Origin of the sequence: Pokkaliibacter sp. CJK22405 (genome assembly GCF_046614695.1) — a bacterium.
Taxonomy (GTDB): domain Bacteria; phylum Pseudomonadota; class Gammaproteobacteria; order Pseudomonadales; family Balneatricaceae; genus Pokkaliibacter.
Genome location: NZ_JBKKHQ010000015.1, coordinates 85,770 through 103,712 on the forward strand (window position 1 = coordinate 85,770; position 17,943 = coordinate 103,712).

21 protein-coding genes are annotated in these 17,943 nt (G+C 51.4%); 6 read left to right on the plus strand and 15 right to left on the minus strand.

The features are described 5' to 3' along the window. The first annotated feature begins 268 nt into the window (after positions 1–268). Together ACKC9G_RS11675 and ACKC9G_RS11680 are read left to right on the plus strand one after the other, a co-directional pair. Positions 269–679 carry a hypothetical protein gene (locus ACKC9G_RS11675; protein WP_411405507.1) on the plus strand — a complete coding sequence of 137 codons (411 nt, stop codon included), beginning with the start codon at positions 269–271 and terminating at the stop codon, positions 677–679. Positions 680–898: 219 nt separating this feature from the next. Further along, the gene (locus tag ACKC9G_RS11680) at positions 899–1,510 is read left to right on the plus strand and encodes a YitT family protein (RefSeq protein ID WP_411405509.1); all 612 of its coding nucleotides are present in this window, start codon (positions 899–901) and stop codon (positions 1,508–1,510) included. An 85-nt stretch (positions 1,511–1,595) separates the two neighbouring features. Here the strand turns inward: ACKC9G_RS11680 and ACKC9G_RS11685 are convergent, their stop codons facing one another. The 4 genes from ACKC9G_RS11685 to zwf all read right to left on the minus strand — a co-directional run bounded on the left by ACKC9G_RS11685 (position 1,596) and on the right by zwf (position 4,877). After that, on the minus strand, positions 1,596–1,946 hold the full coding sequence (locus ACKC9G_RS11685; RefSeq protein ID WP_411405511.1) for a putative quinol monooxygenase: 351 nt from the start codon (positions 1,944–1,946) through the stop codon (positions 1,596–1,598). A gap of 86 nt (positions 1,947–2,032) precedes the next feature. Further along, complete coding sequence (locus ACKC9G_RS11690; protein ID WP_411405513.1) at positions 2,033–2,680, minus strand: bifunctional 4-hydroxy-2-oxoglutarate aldolase/2-dehydro-3-deoxy-phosphogluconate aldolase; 648 nt, start codon at positions 2,678–2,680, stop codon at positions 2,033–2,035. Between the two features lie 39 nt (positions 2,681–2,719). Next, positions 2,720–3,415: a 6-phosphogluconolactonase gene (gene pgl / locus ACKC9G_RS11695; protein WP_411405515.1), complete on the minus strand. Its 696-nt coding sequence runs from the start codon at positions 3,413–3,415 to the stop codon at positions 2,720–2,722. After that, positions 3,402–4,877: a glucose-6-phosphate dehydrogenase gene (gene zwf / locus ACKC9G_RS11700; RefSeq protein WP_411405517.1), complete on the minus strand. Its 1,476-nt coding sequence runs from the start codon at positions 4,875–4,877 to the stop codon at positions 3,402–3,404. The genes pgl and zwf overlap by 14 nt, the downstream gene beginning before the upstream one ends. Before the next feature lie 343 nt (positions 4,878–5,220). On the opposite strand from zwf, the gene ACKC9G_RS11705 reads away from it, so the two are divergent. Continuing rightward, positions 5,221–6,093 carry a MurR/RpiR family transcriptional regulator gene (locus ACKC9G_RS11705; RefSeq protein ID WP_411405519.1) on the plus strand — a complete coding sequence of 291 codons (873 nt, stop codon included), beginning with the start codon at positions 5,221–5,223 and terminating at the stop codon, positions 6,091–6,093. 101 nt (positions 6,094–6,194) lie between these two features. On the opposite strand, the gene ACKC9G_RS11710 is transcribed toward ACKC9G_RS11705, so the two are convergent. The 5 genes from ACKC9G_RS11710 to ACKC9G_RS11730 form a co-directional block, all read right to left on the minus strand. Continuing rightward, complete coding sequence (locus tag ACKC9G_RS11710; protein ID WP_411405521.1) at positions 6,195–7,556, minus strand: sigma 54-interacting transcriptional regulator; 1,362 nt, start codon at positions 7,554–7,556, stop codon at positions 6,195–6,197. A gap of 15 nt (positions 7,557–7,571) precedes the next feature. Further along, the gene (locus ACKC9G_RS11715) at positions 7,572–8,135 is read right to left on the minus strand and encodes a hypothetical protein (RefSeq protein WP_411405523.1); all 564 of its coding nucleotides are present in this window, start codon (positions 8,133–8,135) and stop codon (positions 7,572–7,574) included. Positions 8,136–8,140: 5 nt separating this feature from the next. Further along, positions 8,141–9,625, minus strand: coding sequence for an ATP-binding protein (locus ACKC9G_RS11720; RefSeq protein ID WP_411405525.1), 1,485 nt, complete (start codon positions 9,623–9,625; stop codon positions 8,141–8,143). 120 nt (positions 9,626–9,745) lie between these two features. Then, positions 9,746–9,958 carry a hypothetical protein gene (locus ACKC9G_RS11725; protein WP_411405527.1) on the minus strand — a complete coding sequence of 71 codons (213 nt, stop codon included), beginning with the start codon at positions 9,956–9,958 and terminating at the stop codon, positions 9,746–9,748. Positions 9,959–10,294: 336 nt separating this feature from the next. Beyond that, entirely contained in the window at positions 10,295–10,639 is a 345-nt protein-coding gene (locus ACKC9G_RS11730; protein ID WP_411405529.1) for a hypothetical protein, read from the minus strand. Between the two features lie 568 nt (positions 10,640–11,207). On the opposite strand from ACKC9G_RS11730, the gene ACKC9G_RS11735 reads away from it, so the two are divergent. Together ACKC9G_RS11735 and ACKC9G_RS11740 are read left to right on the plus strand one after the other, a co-directional pair. Further along, complete coding sequence (locus ACKC9G_RS11735) at positions 11,208–12,236, plus strand: methyltransferase (protein WP_411405531.1); 1,029 nt, start codon at positions 11,208–11,210, stop codon at positions 12,234–12,236. 201 nt (positions 12,237–12,437) lie between these two features. Next, complete coding sequence (locus ACKC9G_RS11740) at positions 12,438–13,463, plus strand: AraC family transcriptional regulator ligand-binding domain-containing protein (RefSeq protein WP_411405533.1); 1,026 nt, start codon at positions 12,438–12,440, stop codon at positions 13,461–13,463. Between the two features lie 56 nt (positions 13,464–13,519). Here ACKC9G_RS11740 and ACKC9G_RS11745 read toward each other — a convergent pair whose 3' ends face one another. Beyond that, positions 13,520–13,888, minus strand: a complete 369-nt coding sequence (locus ACKC9G_RS11745; protein WP_411405535.1) for an acyl-CoA thioesterase — start codon at positions 13,886–13,888, stop codon at positions 13,520–13,522. 190 nt (positions 13,889–14,078) lie between these two features. On the opposite strand from ACKC9G_RS11745, the gene ACKC9G_RS11750 reads away from it, so the two are divergent. Next, on the plus strand, positions 14,079–14,510 hold the full coding sequence (locus ACKC9G_RS11750; protein ID WP_411405537.1) for a DUF3010 family protein: 432 nt from the start codon (positions 14,079–14,081) through the stop codon (positions 14,508–14,510). A 106-nt stretch (positions 14,511–14,616) separates the two neighbouring features. On the opposite strand, the gene ACKC9G_RS11755 is transcribed toward ACKC9G_RS11750, so the two are convergent. The 5 genes from ACKC9G_RS11755 to ACKC9G_RS11775 all read right to left on the minus strand — a co-directional run bounded on the left by ACKC9G_RS11755 (position 14,617) and on the right by ACKC9G_RS11775 (position 17,936). After that, entirely contained in the window at positions 14,617–14,985 is a 369-nt protein-coding gene (locus ACKC9G_RS11755; RefSeq protein WP_411405539.1) for a hypothetical protein, read from the minus strand. 1 nt (position 14,986) lies between these two features. After that, entirely contained in the window at positions 14,987–15,247 is a 261-nt protein-coding gene (locus ACKC9G_RS11760) for a hypothetical protein (protein WP_411405541.1), read from the minus strand. Beyond that, positions 15,237–16,382 carry a succinyl-diaminopimelate desuccinylase gene (gene dapE, locus ACKC9G_RS11765; protein WP_411405543.1) on the minus strand — a complete coding sequence of 382 codons (1,146 nt, stop codon included), beginning with the start codon at positions 16,380–16,382 and terminating at the stop codon, positions 15,237–15,239. Before dapE ends, ACKC9G_RS11760 begins: the two co-directional genes overlap by 11 nt. A 101-nt stretch (positions 16,383–16,483) precedes the next feature. After that, on the minus strand, positions 16,484–17,521 hold the full coding sequence (dapD, locus tag ACKC9G_RS11770; RefSeq protein ID WP_411405545.1) for a 2,3,4,5-tetrahydropyridine-2,6-dicarboxylate N-succinyltransferase: 1,038 nt from the start codon (positions 17,519–17,521) through the stop codon (positions 16,484–16,486). Positions 17,522–17,588: 67 nt separating this feature from the next. Beyond that, positions 17,589–17,936 carry an ArsC family reductase gene (locus tag ACKC9G_RS11775; RefSeq protein ID WP_411405547.1) on the minus strand — a complete coding sequence of 116 codons (348 nt, stop codon included), beginning with the start codon at positions 17,934–17,936 and terminating at the stop codon, positions 17,589–17,591. Positions 17,937–17,943: the final 7 nt, after the last annotated feature.

Consider the following 17,943-nt stretch of genomic DNA (forward strand, 5'->3'; position numbering starts at 1 on the left):
ACCATAGTCGCAGTCGCTATTAGACTGCTGTTGCGAGGTCTATTGTCATTACAAAAGCCACAGGGGTACCAATAGAGGGTGTGTGGGGAAAGTTGCTGAATCGTTCCATCAAAACCGCCGTTTTTTAAGGTTTTTCCCTAGCTGTCGTGAAAGGTTGAAAAAAGTGGCTCATGAAGTCAGTCCCTGCTCATGATAGGCTTCGATACAGTGTTATCGATTAGCCGCTCGCAAGATTTAGTGAGCCCGGATTAAAAGGTGTTATTGCTCCATGTCGGAATCATTCTCAGCCCTGATTGCACAAGTTAAGGCCGGACAAAGCACGGTAGAATCACTTTTTGCGCCATTTTTGGGATACGAGTTTTTTGTACTGGTCGAGATGGATGATGCAAAACAGGAAGTGACGACCGAGGATTTCCAGTTCTACATTATTGAAATGCATGATCAGCCGATGGTGGTAGTGGGTGACTCGATGGATCGCCTGGGCGATGTCTTTGCGGGTAATAATCAGCTTTCTGCGATCAAGGTATTTGGCGGCGACCTGCTCGGGATGATTCATCCTGATGTTGGGGTCTGTATTGTGTGGGAAGAGGGTAATATTCACTTCCCGGTAGAGCTGACGCAGCAACTGCGTGCGGCCATTCAGGCAGCGGATGCAGAGCCGTCTGCAGAAGAACAGTAATTATTGAAAAGAGCAGCCGGTGCTTTATCCGGCTGCTCTTGGTTTCGGCATTAGTCGTCTCACGTCTCTTCCTTTGAATAATCACTCAATATTTCCTTGTTCAGAGAAAGGTCCTTTCTTGTGTGCAGATGCGGTTGAGAGCTGTTTTTTAAATTGGTGACCATGTTGCAATAAAATTGTTCAGCAATAGAATTGTGAGCAATGAAATTCGAGGTGGTTATGTCTGAATCAAATTCTCTTCAGCATTCAGTGCTCGAAGATGTGCTGGCAATCGTACTGGGAACCCTATTTGTCGCTCTCGGAGTGACTTTTTATAGCCACAGTCAGCTGCTTACAGGTGGCACGGCTGGTCTGGGTTTTCTCTTTCATTACAGCGTCGGTATGGGCTTTGGCTTTTGGTTCTTTGTGCTGAATCTTCCTTTTTACTATCTGGCCATTCGCCGCATGGGTTGGCGCTTTACGCTTAAAACCTTTGTGGCTGTGGCGCTGGTGTCTGCTTTCTCGACAGTGACGCCTCAATGGGTTCACTTCGAGGCGCTTAGTCCTTTGTACTCAGCGATTGTGGGGAGTGCGGTGATGGGAGCAGGCTTCCTGATGCTGTTCCGCCATGGTGCGAGCTTAGGAGGGGTGAATATTCTTGCGCTCTATCTGCAGGATAAAACCGGCTTGCGAGCCGGCAAGTTTCAGATGGGCGTTGACTGCTGCATTGTTCTGGCATCGTTAACTGTCGTGCCGTTGACTCAGGTCGGCCTGTCGATTGTGGGCGCCGTTATTCTTAACCTGATTCTGGCGATGAACCATCGTAAGGATCGCTATCGCGGCCTGAGTTGAAAGTGCTTTTGTGAATGCAGTCAGGCGGCGCAGACTACAGTCAGTCTGGCGCCGCATCCGGCGGCTTCAATAGCCTTTCCGGATCTTACTTCAAAATAGGTGCATCAAAGTTGGCTGGCTCATCGGAGTAGACGCAAACGTTATTCTTGGCAACCAGACCATCATCCGCCACGCACTGGTTTTCAAAGAAGCTGACAATTTCCTTGCGCTGGCAATGTGCTTCAAACGCGGCGGTATTTGCCCAGACTTCATGAAAAACGATAGGAAAGCTTTCGCCGTTGGCAAAGGGGCTTTCTACCTGTCGGGTAACGCGATAGCTAATGCAGCCATCTTCGCGCAGTGTGTTGGGCTCAAGGGCCTGAAGAATGGCAAAAAGCTCTTCCTGCTTACCTTCCTTTGGCTGGAACTGAGCGACGCAATAAACTTTGCTGGACATGTTTTATCCTTGGTCAGGGTATCTCTGTAACAACAAAAAAGGTGGCATAGGCCACCTTTTTGTATTTCATAAGCACGAAAAAGTCTTCAGCCTTTCAATGTCTGCATGGTTTCACGAGTGATTTGAGTAATGCGTGCCCAGTCACCCGATTCAACGGCATCAGTTGGTACAACCCAGCTGCCGCCCACTGCCATAATGTTGGGTTGTTTCAGGTATTCCTGATAGTTCTTAAGGCCGATTCCGCCGGTAGGGCAGAAGCGAACTTGTGAGAACGGCCCTTGCAGAGATTTTATAAAGGGCAGTCCGCCCGCCGCTTCGGCAGGGAAGAACTTGAAGCGATCGTAGCCTTCATCCAACCCGTTAATAATCTCTGAGACACTGGCAATGCCGGGCAGCAAAACGGTATTGCGCGCCTTGGCGTCTTTTAGCAGCTTCACTGAAGCACCAGGAGTGACGACGAACTCGGCGCCAGCTTCCATTACGGCATCCAGTTGCTGTGCATTAATTACGGTGCCTGCACCAACGGTAACGCCTTCCAGCTCTTTACGAGCCAGCGCGATAGCTTCAATGGCTGCATCAGAGCGCAGGGTGATTTCCAGCACAGTGATGCCGCCTTCTTTCAGCGCGCGAGCCAGCGGCAGGATCTCCTCTGCCTTGTTGACCACGATTACCGGGACAATGGGATTACTGGCGCACAGGGCGTCAATTTTCTGGCTGATACTGGAAGACGTCATAGTCATTGGTTCCTGTAGTGATACTTCAATAATGGCCGCTTAGGGGCACCAGAAGATTTCCAGCTGGGGAAGATCCAGGAATGCCCGAATTGGCATTGCCATTACATCATTGTCAGAAAGTGCACGTTCCAGAGTGGCGAGCTTGTCCTCGCCCTGGATATGCAGGTACAGCGCGTTGGCGCTTTGAATATAGGCACGGCTCAGCGTCAGGCGCAGATGAGGCGCCTCTGGCGGCTGCACAAACAGGCAGCGCTCGGTCTGATTCAGATCCATCGCTTCTGGCAGCGTGCTGGCTTCGGGGAAGAGGGACGCGGTATGTCCATCGTTACCCATGCCCAGTACGCCCGCATCCAGTGCCGCAGGAAAAGCAGCCACATCGGCGCGAATCTCGGCCAGTGCTTCGCTCTGCTCACCTTCGCGGAACATCGGTACAAAGCGTGCCGCCGCGGCATTGCTTTGCAGAAGGTTGGCCTTTACCAGTGCACCATTACTGTCTTTATGAGACTCAGGTACCCAGCGCTCATCAATCAGCGTCACGCTTGTCTGGCTCCAGTTCAGCTCAATGTTAGAGAGCTTCTGGAAGAACAGCGTTGGGGTGCGCCCGCCGGATACTGCCAGCGTGGGCTTTTCGCTTTTACCCAAGTCAGTGGCAATGCGGCTGCTGAGTGCACTGGCCAGGGCGTCGGCGTTATCAAAGGCGTTAAAGCGCCCGTTAAAATGCTCAGCTATCTTCATTCCAGCTTCTTCCATCTCGGCTGATTAGGGCAATCGAGGACACAGGGCCCCAGCTACCGGCCTGGTATTTCTTGGGTGGTTCATTGGACTGATCCCAGGCATCGATGATCTGATCGACCCAGCGCCATGCGTACTCGACCTCGTCACGACGTACAAACAGGGACTGATTTCCCATCATGACTTCAAGCAGCAAACGCTCGTAAGCATCCGGAGTACGGTCTTGTTTGAAGGCTTCAGAGAAGTTGATATCCAGTGGTCCGCTGCGAAGACGCATGCCTTTGTCCAGACCCTGATCCTTGGTCGCAATTTGCAGACTGATGCCTTCGTCTGGCTGCAGGCGCAGAACCAGCTTGTTGGCTGCCAGATTGCGCTGGTCAGGAGCGAAGATATAGTGCGGCTGCTGTTTGAACTGCACGATGATCTCTGACACCTTGCTTGGAAGGCGCTTGCCTGTGCGCAGGTAGAAGGGAACACCGGCCCAGCGCCAGTTACTGATTTCAGCTTTGATGGCCACAAAGGTTTCGGTGTGGGACTCAAGGTTAGCGCCGTCCTCTTCCAGATAACCCGGAACCGGCTTGCCTTGGTGATTACCCGCAACATATTGGCCGCGCACGGCGTGAGTGTTGATCGTCTCGGTGGTGATAGGCTTCAGGGCGCGAAGGACTTTCAGCTTCTCATCACGAATCGCATCGGCAGAGAGATCAAAGGGTGGGTCCATCGCCAGCAGGCAGAGCAGCTGTAGCAGGTGGTTTTGCACCATGTCTCGCATCTGGCCGGACTTGTCATAGTAGCTCCAGCGACCTTCAACACCGACTTCTTCTGCAACCGTAATCTGCACGTGATCGATGTGGTTCTGATTCCATTGGGAGCCAAAAAGGTTATTGGCAAAACGAAGCGCTATCAGGTTCTGAACAGTTTCTTTGCCAAGGTAGTGGTCGATACGGTAGGTCTGTTCTTCTCCGAAGTGGGCCGCAACGACATCATTGATTTCCTGTGAGGAAGCAAGGTCTTTACCCAGAGGCTTTTCAAGAACAACGCGGTTGGGCGACTTGTTCAGTCCGACTTTGTCGAGGTTGGAACAGATATCCCCAAACACGCTGGGGGGGGTCGCCATATAGGCGATCATGGGTTTATCGTCGCCCTTGAGTTTTTCAGCCAGCTTTTCATAGCCGCTGATTTCCGTCATGTCGATCGTGACGTAGGACAGACGTTTGAGGAATCGCTCCAGAACGTTCTTTTTCAGTTCTTTGGCTTTAATGAAGCGTTCCAGGTTTTCTTTGGCGACGTCGATAAAACCAGCGTCGTCCATCTCCTGTCGGGCGATACCAATGATGCGGGTGTCATCATGAATCAGTCCGGCATCATCAAGAAAGTAGAGGGCTTTTAGCAATTTGCGACGGGATAAATCCCCCAGCGCACCAAAAAGCGCCAGGTTACAGGCGTGTTGACTATTCACTGACATAAGGCACCAAGTAGTAATTTTTAGCGTATGTTGGGCTTTTAATCGTATCCCAAGCCTGAGCATGTCCCATAAGTTAGTAATCTTACTAAATTAATGAGGGAAAACCAGACCTTAGGCTCCAGTCATGTGGTCATACTGATACTGAACCAGTATTATGCTGATACTTTTTATGCCTGAGTTGGTAAGTCGGCATAAAAAAATGTTTTTATCTGCGCACTTGTTTGACAGGTTGCAGTAGTATTTCTTCCTGTCCGACGCATCGGGCATCTCTATACAGTTTGATCGCGCATGAGGCACGTAACGTCCTTGTGGTGTGACTTCAAGGCTCAGGTACTTTTACACCATGCAAAGTAACGGTTTTTCCAATTTGCTCGAAGCAATCCGTGCCCGATTGGATACGCTGAATCGCTCCGAGCGTAAAGTGGCTGAGGTGATCCTGAAAGATCCTCAGACTGCGACTCGCGCCAGTATTGCAGCGCTGGCTCAAAGTGCCGGTGTGAGTGAGCCAACAGTTAACCGCTTCTGCCGCAGTTTTAGTGCCCGCGGCTTTCCTGACTTCAAGCTGCAGCTGGCGCAAAGTCTGGCCAGCGGAACCCCCTATGTGGGGCAGAATGTAGAAGCTGAAGATGGCCCTGAAGAATATGTACATAAAATCTTTGCGGCGACCGCCCAGGCGCTTGAGCATACCCGTCAGCGTCTTGATCCGACACTGATCAACCGTGCCGTCGATTTTCTGATTCAGGCCAAGCAAATTATTTTCTTTGGCCTCGGGGCTTCTGGCCCGGTGGCTTTTGATGCCCAGCACAAGTTCTTTCGTTTTAACATTCCTGTTGCCGCCTACGATGATGTGTTGATGATGCGTATGGTGTCTTCGGCGGCGCAGCGCGGCGACACTATTGTGATCATTTCTTATACTGGCCGAACCCGTGAGCTGGTAGAAGTGGCTCAGATTGCCCGTGAGAGCGGTGCCACTGTATTGGGTATCACCACACCTTCCTCACCGCTGGCGAAGGAATGTACGCTGTCCTTGCCTGTTTCACCGGATGAAAATACGGATATCTATATGCCGATGAGCTCGCGAATCGTTCATCTGGCCATGCTGGATGTGCTTTCTACCGGTGTGATTTTGCGTCGCGGCACCGATTTCCATGGTCATCTCAAGAAAATCAAAGACAGTCTGAAAGAGACACGCTATCCCTCAGATGAGGGTAGCTGAGGTTCTAACACTGGATCTCTGTTGCGTCCTCTTTAACTGACTGATCGTCGAGCCGCTTTTGCGGCTCGTTTCGTTTTTGCAGGCTGCTTGCCTGAACATGTTCAGTCTGCTGAGGTATGTTCTTTGCCGCCCGGTTTGAAGTCAGCAGGTTCAAGCTCATGCTTGGAAAGTAGTTTGTAGAAATCGGTTCGGTTACGGCCGGCTAACTTCGCTGCCTGACTTGCAGAGCCCTCTGTCAGCTTAAGTACTTTAATCAGATAGTTTCGCTCAAACTGAGAGCGAGCCTCTATAAAGGAGGGGAAAGCCTCTGTCTGAGAGGTGAGTGCCTGAGCCACCAAGCCTTCAGTGATGATGGGAGTGCTGGTCAGCGCCACACATTGCTCGACGACGTTCACCAGTTGGCGCACATTTCCCGGCCAAGAGGCTGCACTTAACATCGCCATCGCCTGTGTGGAAAAGCCCTTAACATAATTACGGGTGCCGGTTGCGGCGCGAGTCAGTAAGAACTTGGCCAGTAAGGGAATATCTTCCGCGCGCTCTTTAAGAGTAGGGAGGCGCAGGTTGACGACGTTCAGCCGATAGAACAAATCTTCCCTGAACTCTTTATCATCAATAGCCGCTTGCAGGTCACGATGAGTCGCTGAAACGATACGAACATCAATATCTATCGCCTTGGTACTGCCTAGTGGTCGAATCTGGCGCTCTTGTAATGCTCGCAACAGCTTGACCTGCAGGGCGTAAGGCATATCACCAATTTCATCCAGAAACAGTGTGCCCCCGTGAGCCGCTTTGAACAGGCCTTCATGTTGGGTAATCGCACCAGTAAAAGCCCCTTTGACATGGCCGAACAGTTCAGATTCCAGGAGTTGTTCAGGGAGCGCGCCACAGTTAATGGCAATAAAGGGTTTATCCCGTCGCGGGCTGGCCAGGTGAAGCGCCTGTGCCAGCAGCTCCTTACCTGTTCCACTGGCTCCACTGATTAAAACACTGACTTCAGCTTCTGCCACTCGCCGCGCCTGATCCAGAACGCCTTCCATTAACGGGCTTTGAGTAATGATCGCCTCTCGCCAGCTCTCACCTGACTGTGCCCCTGTGTAATGGCTGCAGGCATCTTTCAAAGTCGCCAACAGGGCATCCTTGTCGATGGGTTTGGTAAGAAAGCTGAAGACACCCTGCTGGGTAGCGGCAACTGCCTCAGGAATAGAACCGTGGGCGGTGAGCAGAATCACCGGCAGGGCAGGGTGCTGGGACTGGATGTGGCCAAACAGGGTCAGGCCATCCATCTCGTCCATGCGCAAGTCAGAGATCACAGCGTGGGGTTGGTGCTGATTAATTAACCCCAATGCCTTGGAGGGATTTTCTGTGGAGACCACTTCATATCCATTAGCGGTGAGGCGCATGGTCAGCAGCGTCAACAAGCTGGGATCATCGTCAACCAGAAGAACAGTACGGCTTTGAGTCATAACTTACTAAGGTTCTCAGGGTTTTGCGGGGGCAATATCTTCTGCGGGTGCCAATTGCTGCTCAATGGCGGTCAGGGCATCAATTTTTCCTTGCAGCTCGGCGATCTTGGCTTCCTGATCTTTGGTACTGGAGTGGGCGTCCTGAATCAGTTTTATCAGCCCGAGTTGCTGCTGGTTGGACTCCTGCAGAATCACCAGTAAGTCTCGGTCATTGCCACGCAAGTCAGAGGGTAGTTGCTTCATTAGGTCATTGACCCGGCGACGCTGCTCTAACGTGGCATCGCTTGAGGTATAAGCCAATACTTTCAGCACCGGGTCAGGCCAGCCTGACTTGCCTTGCTGTTTGATCCAACGCTCTTTTTTAACGTAATTCATAGGATCAACCTGGCGCTGAAGCTTCACCATGTTCTGAAGCTCGTAAGCATCGCAGGCGTCGGAGCCGGGAGTCAGATTGTGTTCGGAACAGACGGCGGCGCTGGCGCCAGTGCCGGGCTTGGTCATCTTGCTTTGCAGGGCGCCACAGCCAGCCAGTGAGAGAGCGAGAGTGACAAACGACAGACGGTATAAAAGCGAGTTCATGGAGCTCAGGCATCCTGTTGGTGCGCCACATAGGCGCTAACTGCCGCAGAGTCGCTCGTATGAGGAAGCTCTACACGAAAGCATACATCAAACCCGTTTTTGGTCTGCAGGGTCAAGCTGCCCCCTTGGGCCTCAATGCAGTCACGGGCAACACTCAGGCCGATGCCAGAGCCTTTCAATGGCCCATGACGTCGTGCCTGTCCTTGATAGAAAGGCTCGAAGATACGGGCTTTGTCAGTATCGCTAATGGGCTGCCCGGTGTTGGCGATATCGATTATCAGGTGGTTGCGTTTCTCGCTCCATTCGATAAGAAGCTTGCCATCGTCCTTGCCATAGTGAACGGCATTAGAGATCAGGTTATCCAGACAGCGGCGCAGTTTGTGCTCATCGGCGTTCCAGCTTTCCGGGCCAGCAACCTGCTCGCAATGAATGACCTTTTGGTTCATGGTCAGTTGGTAGCGAGCCAGTAAGTCGTCAAAAAGTTTGGGTATCGCCACGCTAGACATTGAGGTTGGCAGGCTTTGGTGAAGCATGTTGTAGTCCAGCAGCTGCTCGATAAGCTGTTGCAATTGCTGGCTGTTACTTTGCATCAGCCCAACCACCTCCTGTTGATTATCATTGAGAGGGCCTAATACGCCTTCTGCCAGTAAATCGGTTCCCTCGCGCATGGAAGCAAGCGGCGTTTTCAGCTCATGTGACATATGACGAAGAAACTGCTTTTTCTGTTGATCCAGCGTGCTGAGCTGGCTGTCCAGCCAATGGAGCTTGCCTGCCAGGCGCGATAACTCGGCAGGGCCTCCGATAGGCTTGGAGGACAGTTGTTTGCCCTGTCCCAAGAGGGTGATCATTTTTTCGAGGCGACGAACAGGGCGGGTAATCACTAAACTCGCCAGAACCATCAGTAGCAAGCTTGTCCCCATCAACACTGTTGCACTGATCAGGAGGCGATTTCGCTCATCTTCATTGAAGTGATTCAGCGCATCCAGCTGCTGGTTAATCGCCGTGTCTGCACCTGCACGCATGGCTTCGGCCTGATCATTGATACGATCAAGTAAGGCGTTGAGTTCGGGCGTGGTGGCAGGAGTGTCCAGCATCAGTAAAGGGGGAAGCTGATCAAGGCTGATCATTAGCTGGTCAAACAGTGGTGCCAGCTCATGGACAGATTCTCGCTGAATCTGTAGCTGTTTTATAAAGCGCTGTCGTTGCTGGGTAAAAATGCTGAGTAGTTCATCCGTTTTTACCACCTGATACTGGCGCGCAGTCCTTTCAAGCTCAACAGAGAGAGAGACCAGTTGTTGGCCGCGTTGGGTTACCTGAAGTGCGCTCTGGCTGTATGCCTGCATCTGTGTTGATACGTGATCGAGAGCAAGCGTGGTTTGGTAAATCAGGAAGAGCAAAGGCGCCATCACCACAAAGAAGCCCAGAAAAACCATCTGGAGAAGCGTTCGGGGACGCCAGTTATCGCGAGGTTGAGTGTTATCAGGCGGCATTCAGGCGTTCCATGCAGAGAGGTCGCGGAGAATCAAAAAGGATTGTCTAGGGTAATGCCTGAGGCAGGAAACACAACAGCCCTGAAGCGGGCTGTGTGCAAGAAGGCAAGGGGTGACGATCTAGCCCTGAAAGCTGGCGAATTCTTCCGAGCTGAGTACACCGTCTTTATCGGTGTCCAACTGAGCGAACTGGAGACTAAGTGACTCGCTCACCTGGGCTTCCTGAACCGAGATGATACCGTTCTGGTCGGCATCGACCTGATAAAATGCTTCGCCGGCAAGTACGCTGCCTGAAACTAGAAGCAATGGTAATGCAAAGGTTAATCGGCTCATTTATGCTCCCTCGCCCTGGCAAGGTGGTGTATTCCACCTGTTCCTGAATAAAAAGTGAACTCATCCACATTGAGTTCGTCCCTGAGGATTACTTTCCTTGTTAGAACGAGGTTGCGAAGGGTTGGGCGCATGCGTCTTCCTTGCCAGACAGTGACTCCTTGTCGTTGTCTGGTTGCATCTATACACCAACCCCCGCAACCTGCTGGAGCGGAGGACTCCTCCGGGGAGAAAGAGCCTCCTGTCGCGCACTTTTGACATCCTGTCGTTGTCTGCCGGGGGGACAGACAGGGCAATCATCCATAATCACCCAAACTCAATTCTTTAAGCCTCATGAGCTTAATTATTGCGGGCGGTAATCCATTCCCGTTTTTGTTGGCAGTCACTTTGCGCTGCACGCTGCTGCGTCCTGCAGACTTCGGTTTGCCATTTATTTGCAAGATGGTTCAGGGAGATAAATTCCTCCATGGAAATTTTCTTATTTCTATCCTGATCCAGCGCATCAAACATTTTTTCAACGGCTGGCAATGCTTTTGCCTCTTGCCGGGATAACAAATGGTCATGATTGCTATCAAGATGAGTGAAAAGATCCCTGAGAATATCTGCTGCACTCCATGCGTTTTCAGTGGCGACCATTCCTGTCACCAGAAAACCTGCAGTTAAAATAATCTCTTTCACTTTCATCTCTGATTCCCGTAGTGATTGCCGTGTGGCGCAAGGCACTCACATTCCCTGGGACCCCTAAGGGTAAATTCCTTTTCAAATGGACGCTGCCAGACGGAAGGTTCCGGGGTGGCTGTGGCAGTCGGTTTGGGGTGAAACCTTCTGTCTGGCGCCGCGTTTGCGGTTGCGTCACAGTAGATATATCAAAGTGCGTGCCAGCTTTTTAAAAGTCCTTATAAAACAATGGTTTGAATGTTTTTTTTGCGCGTATTCTTCTGTTGCTTTGTCGGTTGATCAGGTTTAATGTCCGCAAATCACTGAAAAGCGTCGCAAATTTGCGACGAGTGGTTTGCTGAGGGTGAAGGCTTTAAACAGATCTCCTGATTTTCCGTGGCCTGCAGATGTGTCGCCAAAAACAGACAGGCTCTCGGCGGGTGTCGCGCAAACGGCGACAATACTGATTTTTCTACTGTTTACCCGGGTTCAGCTAAAAGGTAGTGCGCTCATGTATCGCCATTCAGTACGATGCTGAGATTCAGATGTGTCGAAGTCTCGTCTGAGATCAGAATTTAGTCATTAAGGAGTTTACATGTCGGCAAGTAATAGCTGGATGCCGGTCAACCAGATGCTGTGGAGAAATGAGTCACTTTTGGGTGACCAACCACTTCTGGTTGTTAACCCTCCCGAGCTGGCGGGCTGGCAGGACTATAAAACTTCAGCCACGTTTTTCACTCAGGACTTTCGGGTGCATGGGCTGTTTGAAGCTGCCGGCCTGAACTCCTATTTTGCTGCTTTCCCGAAAGCAGAGCCTGGCGTTTCTAGTGCGCTGCTGTATTGGCCCAAGTCGAAAGAGCTAGGGCGCATGCTGCTGGCAGCGGTGGCCAGTATCCTTGGTCCTAAAGGGGTTATTCTTATTGCAGGCGAGCATCAGGGTGGTGTCAAAAGTGCTCAGACCATAGCAGAAGAACTATGCGGCCAGAAGGTGATTAAACTGGACAATGCCCGCCGCTGTACTCTATACAGAATAGAGACAGCTGACGCGATTATGACTTTTGATGCCGCGAAGTGGCTATCAACACTGGATATCGAAGTACAGCAAGAGCGCTACAAAGTACTGAGTTATCCGGGGGTGTTCAGCCATGCTGAACTTGATGAAGCCACTAAAATGCTGCTTGAAATCGTATCGCTGCCGGAGTCTGGTCGTTGTCTGGATTTTGGTTGTGGCGCCGGTGTCATTGGAGCCGTTGTTGCCAGTCGTAAGCCCGGTCTTACGGTGGAAATGCTCGATGTTAATGCGCTGGCTTTGGAGAGTAGTCGCCTTACTTGCGAAGCAAATGGTGTTGTGGCTCGTGTTTTTGCCAGCAATGCCTGGAGTGAAGCAGAAGGTAAGTATGATGTGATTCTAAGCAATCCGCCTTTTCATACCGGGTTAAAGCTGGATTTCCGACCCGCGGCTGAGTTGATTAAGGCTGCGAGAAAGCATTTACACTTCGATGGGGATCTGACTTTGGTCGCAAATGGCTTCCTGCCCTATGAAAGCTGGCTTGCGGAGTCTTTCAGAAAGGTGCATGTTGTCAGTGAAAACTCTCGATTTAAGGTCTATAAAGCCAGAGGGTGATTTTTAAGGCGAGTGCTTGGATCACCGCACTCCTGCTGGTATTAAATAAGTATCAGAATAACTCTGCTACTTAGAGCGTGATGGTTTTGGTTAGTGAGGATGCTTACTCAGGGATGAGCAGCTAAATTTGTTACTCTGGAACAGAATCCCAGGAAGGTGTATCAGGTTCTGGTTCAAGAGATACAGGTGGGCAAATAGACTATGCGTGAATATGTGAATTCCGCCTGGGTCGCCTGCGTTTACCGAACGCTGGTGAGCTTGGGTTTAAATGCCGGTGAGCTCTTTGCGCGTTTTGGCTTAAAGGAAGAGGATTTGAGTCATCCTACTGCCGTCATGGATGCTGAAAAGCTCCGTATGATGTGTAAGGAAGTAGAGAAGACTCATCCTGACTTTGGCCTTAATGTGGGTCTCCATCTTCATCCAATGAGCTTTAACAGTCTCTCGCTGGAAGTGTTGGCGCAGAACAGTTTGCGTAAGGCGCTTCAGTCCTACAGTGATAACTATCACCGGATCTGTAATCTGGGTGAAGTGGTCATTGAGGAGCGTAATGGCAAGGTCGAAGTGTCCCTTGTGCCGAATCAGGACTTTGAGAATATTTCCATTGGACTGGTCGATGCGAATCTCTCGACACTGCTGACATTGAGCCGTTTTGTCACCGCATCTCCGATCAAGCCGGTGGAACTGGTTCATTACAACACAGCGATGAAGTCACGTTACGAGGCCTTCTTCGATGCCACGATGGTTTCTGAAGGCTACAAAATTGCCTTGCGCTTTGATGCTGCCGAAGCTAACAAGCCGCTTTATTCCTACATTGAAGGGCAAGGGGAAGAGCTGCGTCGATTTATTTCCGACTCCTCTCCGGTTTCTCTGGGGCAGAAAGTTAAGCTGATCATTGCGAAAGGCTTGGGCCAAAAAAAGGTCACTTTGGAATATGTTGCTGCTCAGCTTTTTATGAGCCCGCGTTCATTGCAGCGTAAACTTTCTGAAGAAGAGCTGTTATTTCAGGATTTACTGGAAAATGTCCGTCGCCACCGCGCACGTGTGCTTTTCACTAATCCTGATATCCCGCTCATCAAGGTGTCGAGCCAGCTGGGCTTCCAGAGTCAGAATGGACTCAGCCGCTTTACTCGTGCATGGATGGACATGAGTCCACGTGAGTTACGGCGTAAGTGGACACCGGGAAGAGGTGGGAGTGCTGGGATGGAACATGATTCCATGAGCTTCTAGCCGCCCTAAAAAAACCGCGCTAAGCGCGGTTTTTTTATATCTGTAATTTATGAGGTTCAGTGATTCTGAGGCTCTTCACAAAGATCCAGTAAAGGCTGCAGGAAGCTCATGTCACGGCAAGGGCGACCATTGGCCGTCATGGCGGCACAGGTAAAACGTCCTTTGACCATGGTTCGGCCTTCAGGATTGAGAATTTCCTGCTCAAAAATCACCCGGACACGTCCCATGCGCGAGACACGCAGAACAATAGTGCATTCATCGCCACTCTTGAGAGGCATCAGGTAATCCAGTTCTGCACGAGTGACGACAACGTGAATACCTTCCTGGGTTAGTCTGGCAAAGTCGAGGTCGATGGATTTTATGAACTCATGGCGGCAATGCTCCATGTAGTTCTGATAAACCGCATTATTTACAATGCCCTGCATATCGCACTCGTAATCTCGTACCTGAAGAGTTAGTTGATAATGCACCTTTTCGCCCTGATTGAGAAAAGGCACTAGCCTAGCGGATTAGGCCTGCTCAAGGTAGTTTGTGTGCTTACCGAGTGCAGTCTTTTTTAGGTGAGGCAGCCTTAAGTCAGTTAGACTGTCGCCAGCAATTGTCAAAGAGGTTGGTATGCGCGTTTGTGGTATTGAGTTAAAAGGCAATGAAGCGGTCATCGCTTTGCTGGAAAGAGATCGTGGGCTGTTTCATTGGCTGCCATGCAGGGCTAATCGTGTTGCCCTCAAGGATGTGCAATCGACGGAAGAAACCCGACGCTTTCAGTTTGCCCTGGCAAAACTGTTTGAGGACTATAAGGTGGACCAGGTTGCCATTATTTCCCGTCCTCATAAAGGTAAATACGCCGGGGAAGGCAGTACCTTTAAAATGGAAGCGGCGATTCAGCTTATCTCAGGTGTGGAAGTGGGTTTGATCAGTCAGGCTCAGATCCGAGAGCACCTTGAGCGTTTTCCCGTGGATGAATCCGACCTTGGGGTCAAGCGTTTTCAGAAAGGAGCATTTCTTGCCGGTTATGTGTGGCTGGGTCAGCTACCAGCGGGTGATTGATAAGGGTGTCTGAATCCTGAGCAACGGGCTGGAGGCCGCATGAGGCGGCCTTTGGTCAGTTTAATTCAGACTTATCCACAAAGCTGTCAACGGTTTTTGGGGATAATCAGTCTGTCCACAAAATTTCTTGAATCCCGTCTCTGCCTACCGACCACCATTCATCCGGGTCTTGCTCTTCACTCCAGCCGCTTCTTATGCAGCGGATCTCACGTTGAAGTCCTTCGTAGGCAGCTTTAGCGCATTCCAGGTCTGTGGCCCATGGTGTCTGATCCGAGTCTAGCCAGACGCTGGTGAAGTTTTTGCCTGCGGCTTGCTCAACCAGCATCACAGGCACATCTGCAACGGTGCAGTGCCAGCTACTACCTTTCTTCCGAATCTCTGGTGTGGTGACATTCATTGCCTGGGCAAGCCAGCTGACGATGTCTTCCACTGCGGTACTTCTTACGTAAATTTCAATATCGGGATGTCGAAGCATGTCAGGAATCCAAAAAGCGAACGAGCCAAATAAGCAGAATCATAAGATAACCTGTCAGCGCCACCAACGCGCCTGTGCCTGCCATTATCCAGCAGATTGCTGACGCCGGTCCAAGCCAGTTATCAGGAATTACAAACCAGTGAAGCAGGATCTTGCCGCCAAGACCTGCAAAAAAAAGCATGGAACCGCCGAGGAGAGCCCCGACATAAGCCTGAGTGTAATAGCTCCAGCGGCGGACCCAGTCGAAAGATTTACGTCGCATCAACCAGTAGTCGGGCCAGAATGTTCTCGTACAGTGATGAGAGAATATCCAGATCCTCTGCTCGCACGCATTCGTTGATCTTGTGGATTGTGGCGTTCACAGGACCAAGCTCAAGTACCTGAGCGCCTGTTGGTGCAATAAAGCGACCGTCAGATGTTCCGCCTGAAGTCGATAGCTCGGTTTCAATACCAGTGATGGCGCGGATGCTTTCAACGGCAGCTTCAACTAACGCGCCTTTATCCGTCAGAAACGGATGGCCGCTCAATGTCCAGTTCAGCTCATAGTCCAGACCGTGTTTATCCAGAATGGCTAAAACACGTTCTTTAAGGCTCTGATCAGTCGATTCAGTGGAGAAACGGAAGTTGAACTGAATATCTACATCGCCCGGAACAACGTTGGTGGCGCCAGTGCCTGCATGAATATTGGAAATTTGAAAACTGGTTGGAGGGAAAAAGTCATTCCCTTCATCCCACTGAGTTGCTGATAACTCAGCCAGTGCCGGAGCCGCCAAATGAATCGGGTTTTTCACCAGATGAGGGTAGGCAACATGGCCCTGTACGCCCTGAACCACCAAATGGCCACTCAGTGATCCGCGACGGCCATTTTTGATCACATCACCGGTCTGGGTGGTGCTTGAAGGTTCGCCCACGATGCACCAGGTGATTTTTTCATTACGGGCTTCCAGAGTGTCAATCACCCGTGTTGTGCCGTTAATAAATGGACCTTCTTCATCGCTGGTAATCAGGAAAGCAATGGATCCGTGGTGATCCGGATGATGTTCTACAAAGCGCTCGCATGCTGTCACCATGGCTGCCAGGCTGCCTTTCATATCGGCTGCGCCACGACCATAGAGCTTGCCTTCGCGGAAGGTTGGCTCGAAGGGGGGAGAGTCCCACTTTTCTAGCGGGCCTGAGGGGACGACATCGGTATGACCGGCGAAGCAGAAAACCGGACCATTATCGCCACGGCGTGCCCAGAAGTTATCGGTGTCCTCGAAGCGCAGGCGTTCAATGCTAAAGCCAATGCGTTCCAGCCGGGCAATCATGGCTTCCTGACAGCCATTATCCTCAGGCGTCACCGAGGGACGGGAGATCAGGTCGCAGGCGAGTTCGAGTGTCGGCGATAAGGCGGTCATGTGATGTTGTGCTCGATCAGGCTGAAGAGTGGAATAGTTGAGGCGTAGTGTAAACAAAAAAGGGCGGTCTGTGACCGCCCTTGTTCGATCCTTAAGTTGGATCAGTTATGTGCGTGCAGCGCTTCGTTAAGCTCAATTGCCGTCTTGTTGGTCTTGCACTCGATACGGCCGGTCTGAGAGTTGCGACGGAACAACAAGTCTGGCTGGCCAGCCAGTTCTCCTGCCTTCACAACTTTTACTTCATTACCAGAGTCATCAAGCAGAGAGACTTTGGAACCGCCGGTCAGGTACAAACCAGCTTCCAGTGTGCATCGGTCACCCAGCGGGATGCCAAGGCCTGCATTGGCTCCCAGCAGGCAGTTTTCGCCCACGGAGATGACTACATTGTTGCCACCGGACAGTGTGCCCATGGTAGAGCAGCCGCCACCCAGATCGGAACCTGAGCCTACAACAACGCCAGCAGAGATGCGGCCTTCGACCATGCTTGTGCCGAGCGTGCCTGCGTTAAAGTTAACAAAGCCTTCGTGCATGACGGTGGTGCCTTCACCCAGGTGAGCACCTAAACGGACACGGTCGGCATCGCCAATACGAACACCGGCAGGGACCACGTAGTCGGCCATGCGTGGGAATTTATCAACGGAGATAACAGTTAGCCAGTCTCCGCGGATGCGGGCTTTAAGGCGGCGGTCATTCAGCTCATCCAGTGCTACCGGGCCTTCATTAGTCCAGGCAACGTTAGGCAGCAGACCGAACATGCCGGTCAGATTCAGGCTATGAGGCTTGGCAAGGCGATGAGAAAGCAATTGCAGCTTGAGGTAAACCTCCGCCAGTGAAGCCGGTGCTTCATCGTTTTCAAGAATGGTCAGCAGCAGCGGGCTTGAGCCATGTTGACTGATGGCCAGAAGTTCAGCCATCTGTTCTTCACCCTGCTGGCTAAGCGCAGCGGCCAACGCTGGGATCTGGTCAACATTCAACTCAATGACCTGATTGCCGCCTTCGTATCCTGCAAACTGGCGAAATGCGCTGATCAGCTCTGCAGAAGGATTGGCTTTGGGATAAGGGTAGAACACCTCCAGCCAGTTACCTGCCTGAGATTGGCTGCCAACGCCCAGGCCGAGGGCTAGGGGGGATGTGCTCATAATCATTCTCCTGTAATCGCTTTTATCGCTAGCGTGTCGTAATCGTCAGATGAGTGAGGGCAAAGCCTCATTCATTAAAAAAATCCTGATAGCTATTGGCATTGAAGCCAACCAGAGCTTTGTCGCCTGAAATCAGCAGAGGGCGCTTGATCAGGCTGGGTGTTGCCAGCATGAGCTTAATGGCCTTATCGCCATCAAGATCTGCTTTTTCTGCATCATCAATTTGTCGCCAAGTCGTACTGCGTTTGTTCAGTAACGTTTCCCAACCCAGCTGCTCGCACCAGGCGCTTAGCTGCTCTTCGTTGAGGCCATCCTGGCGATAATCATGAAACTGGTAGGTAACGCTTTCAGAGTCCAGCCACTGGCGCGCTTTTTTTACGGTGTCGCAGTTTTTAATACCGTAGAGCGTGGTCATGTCAGTC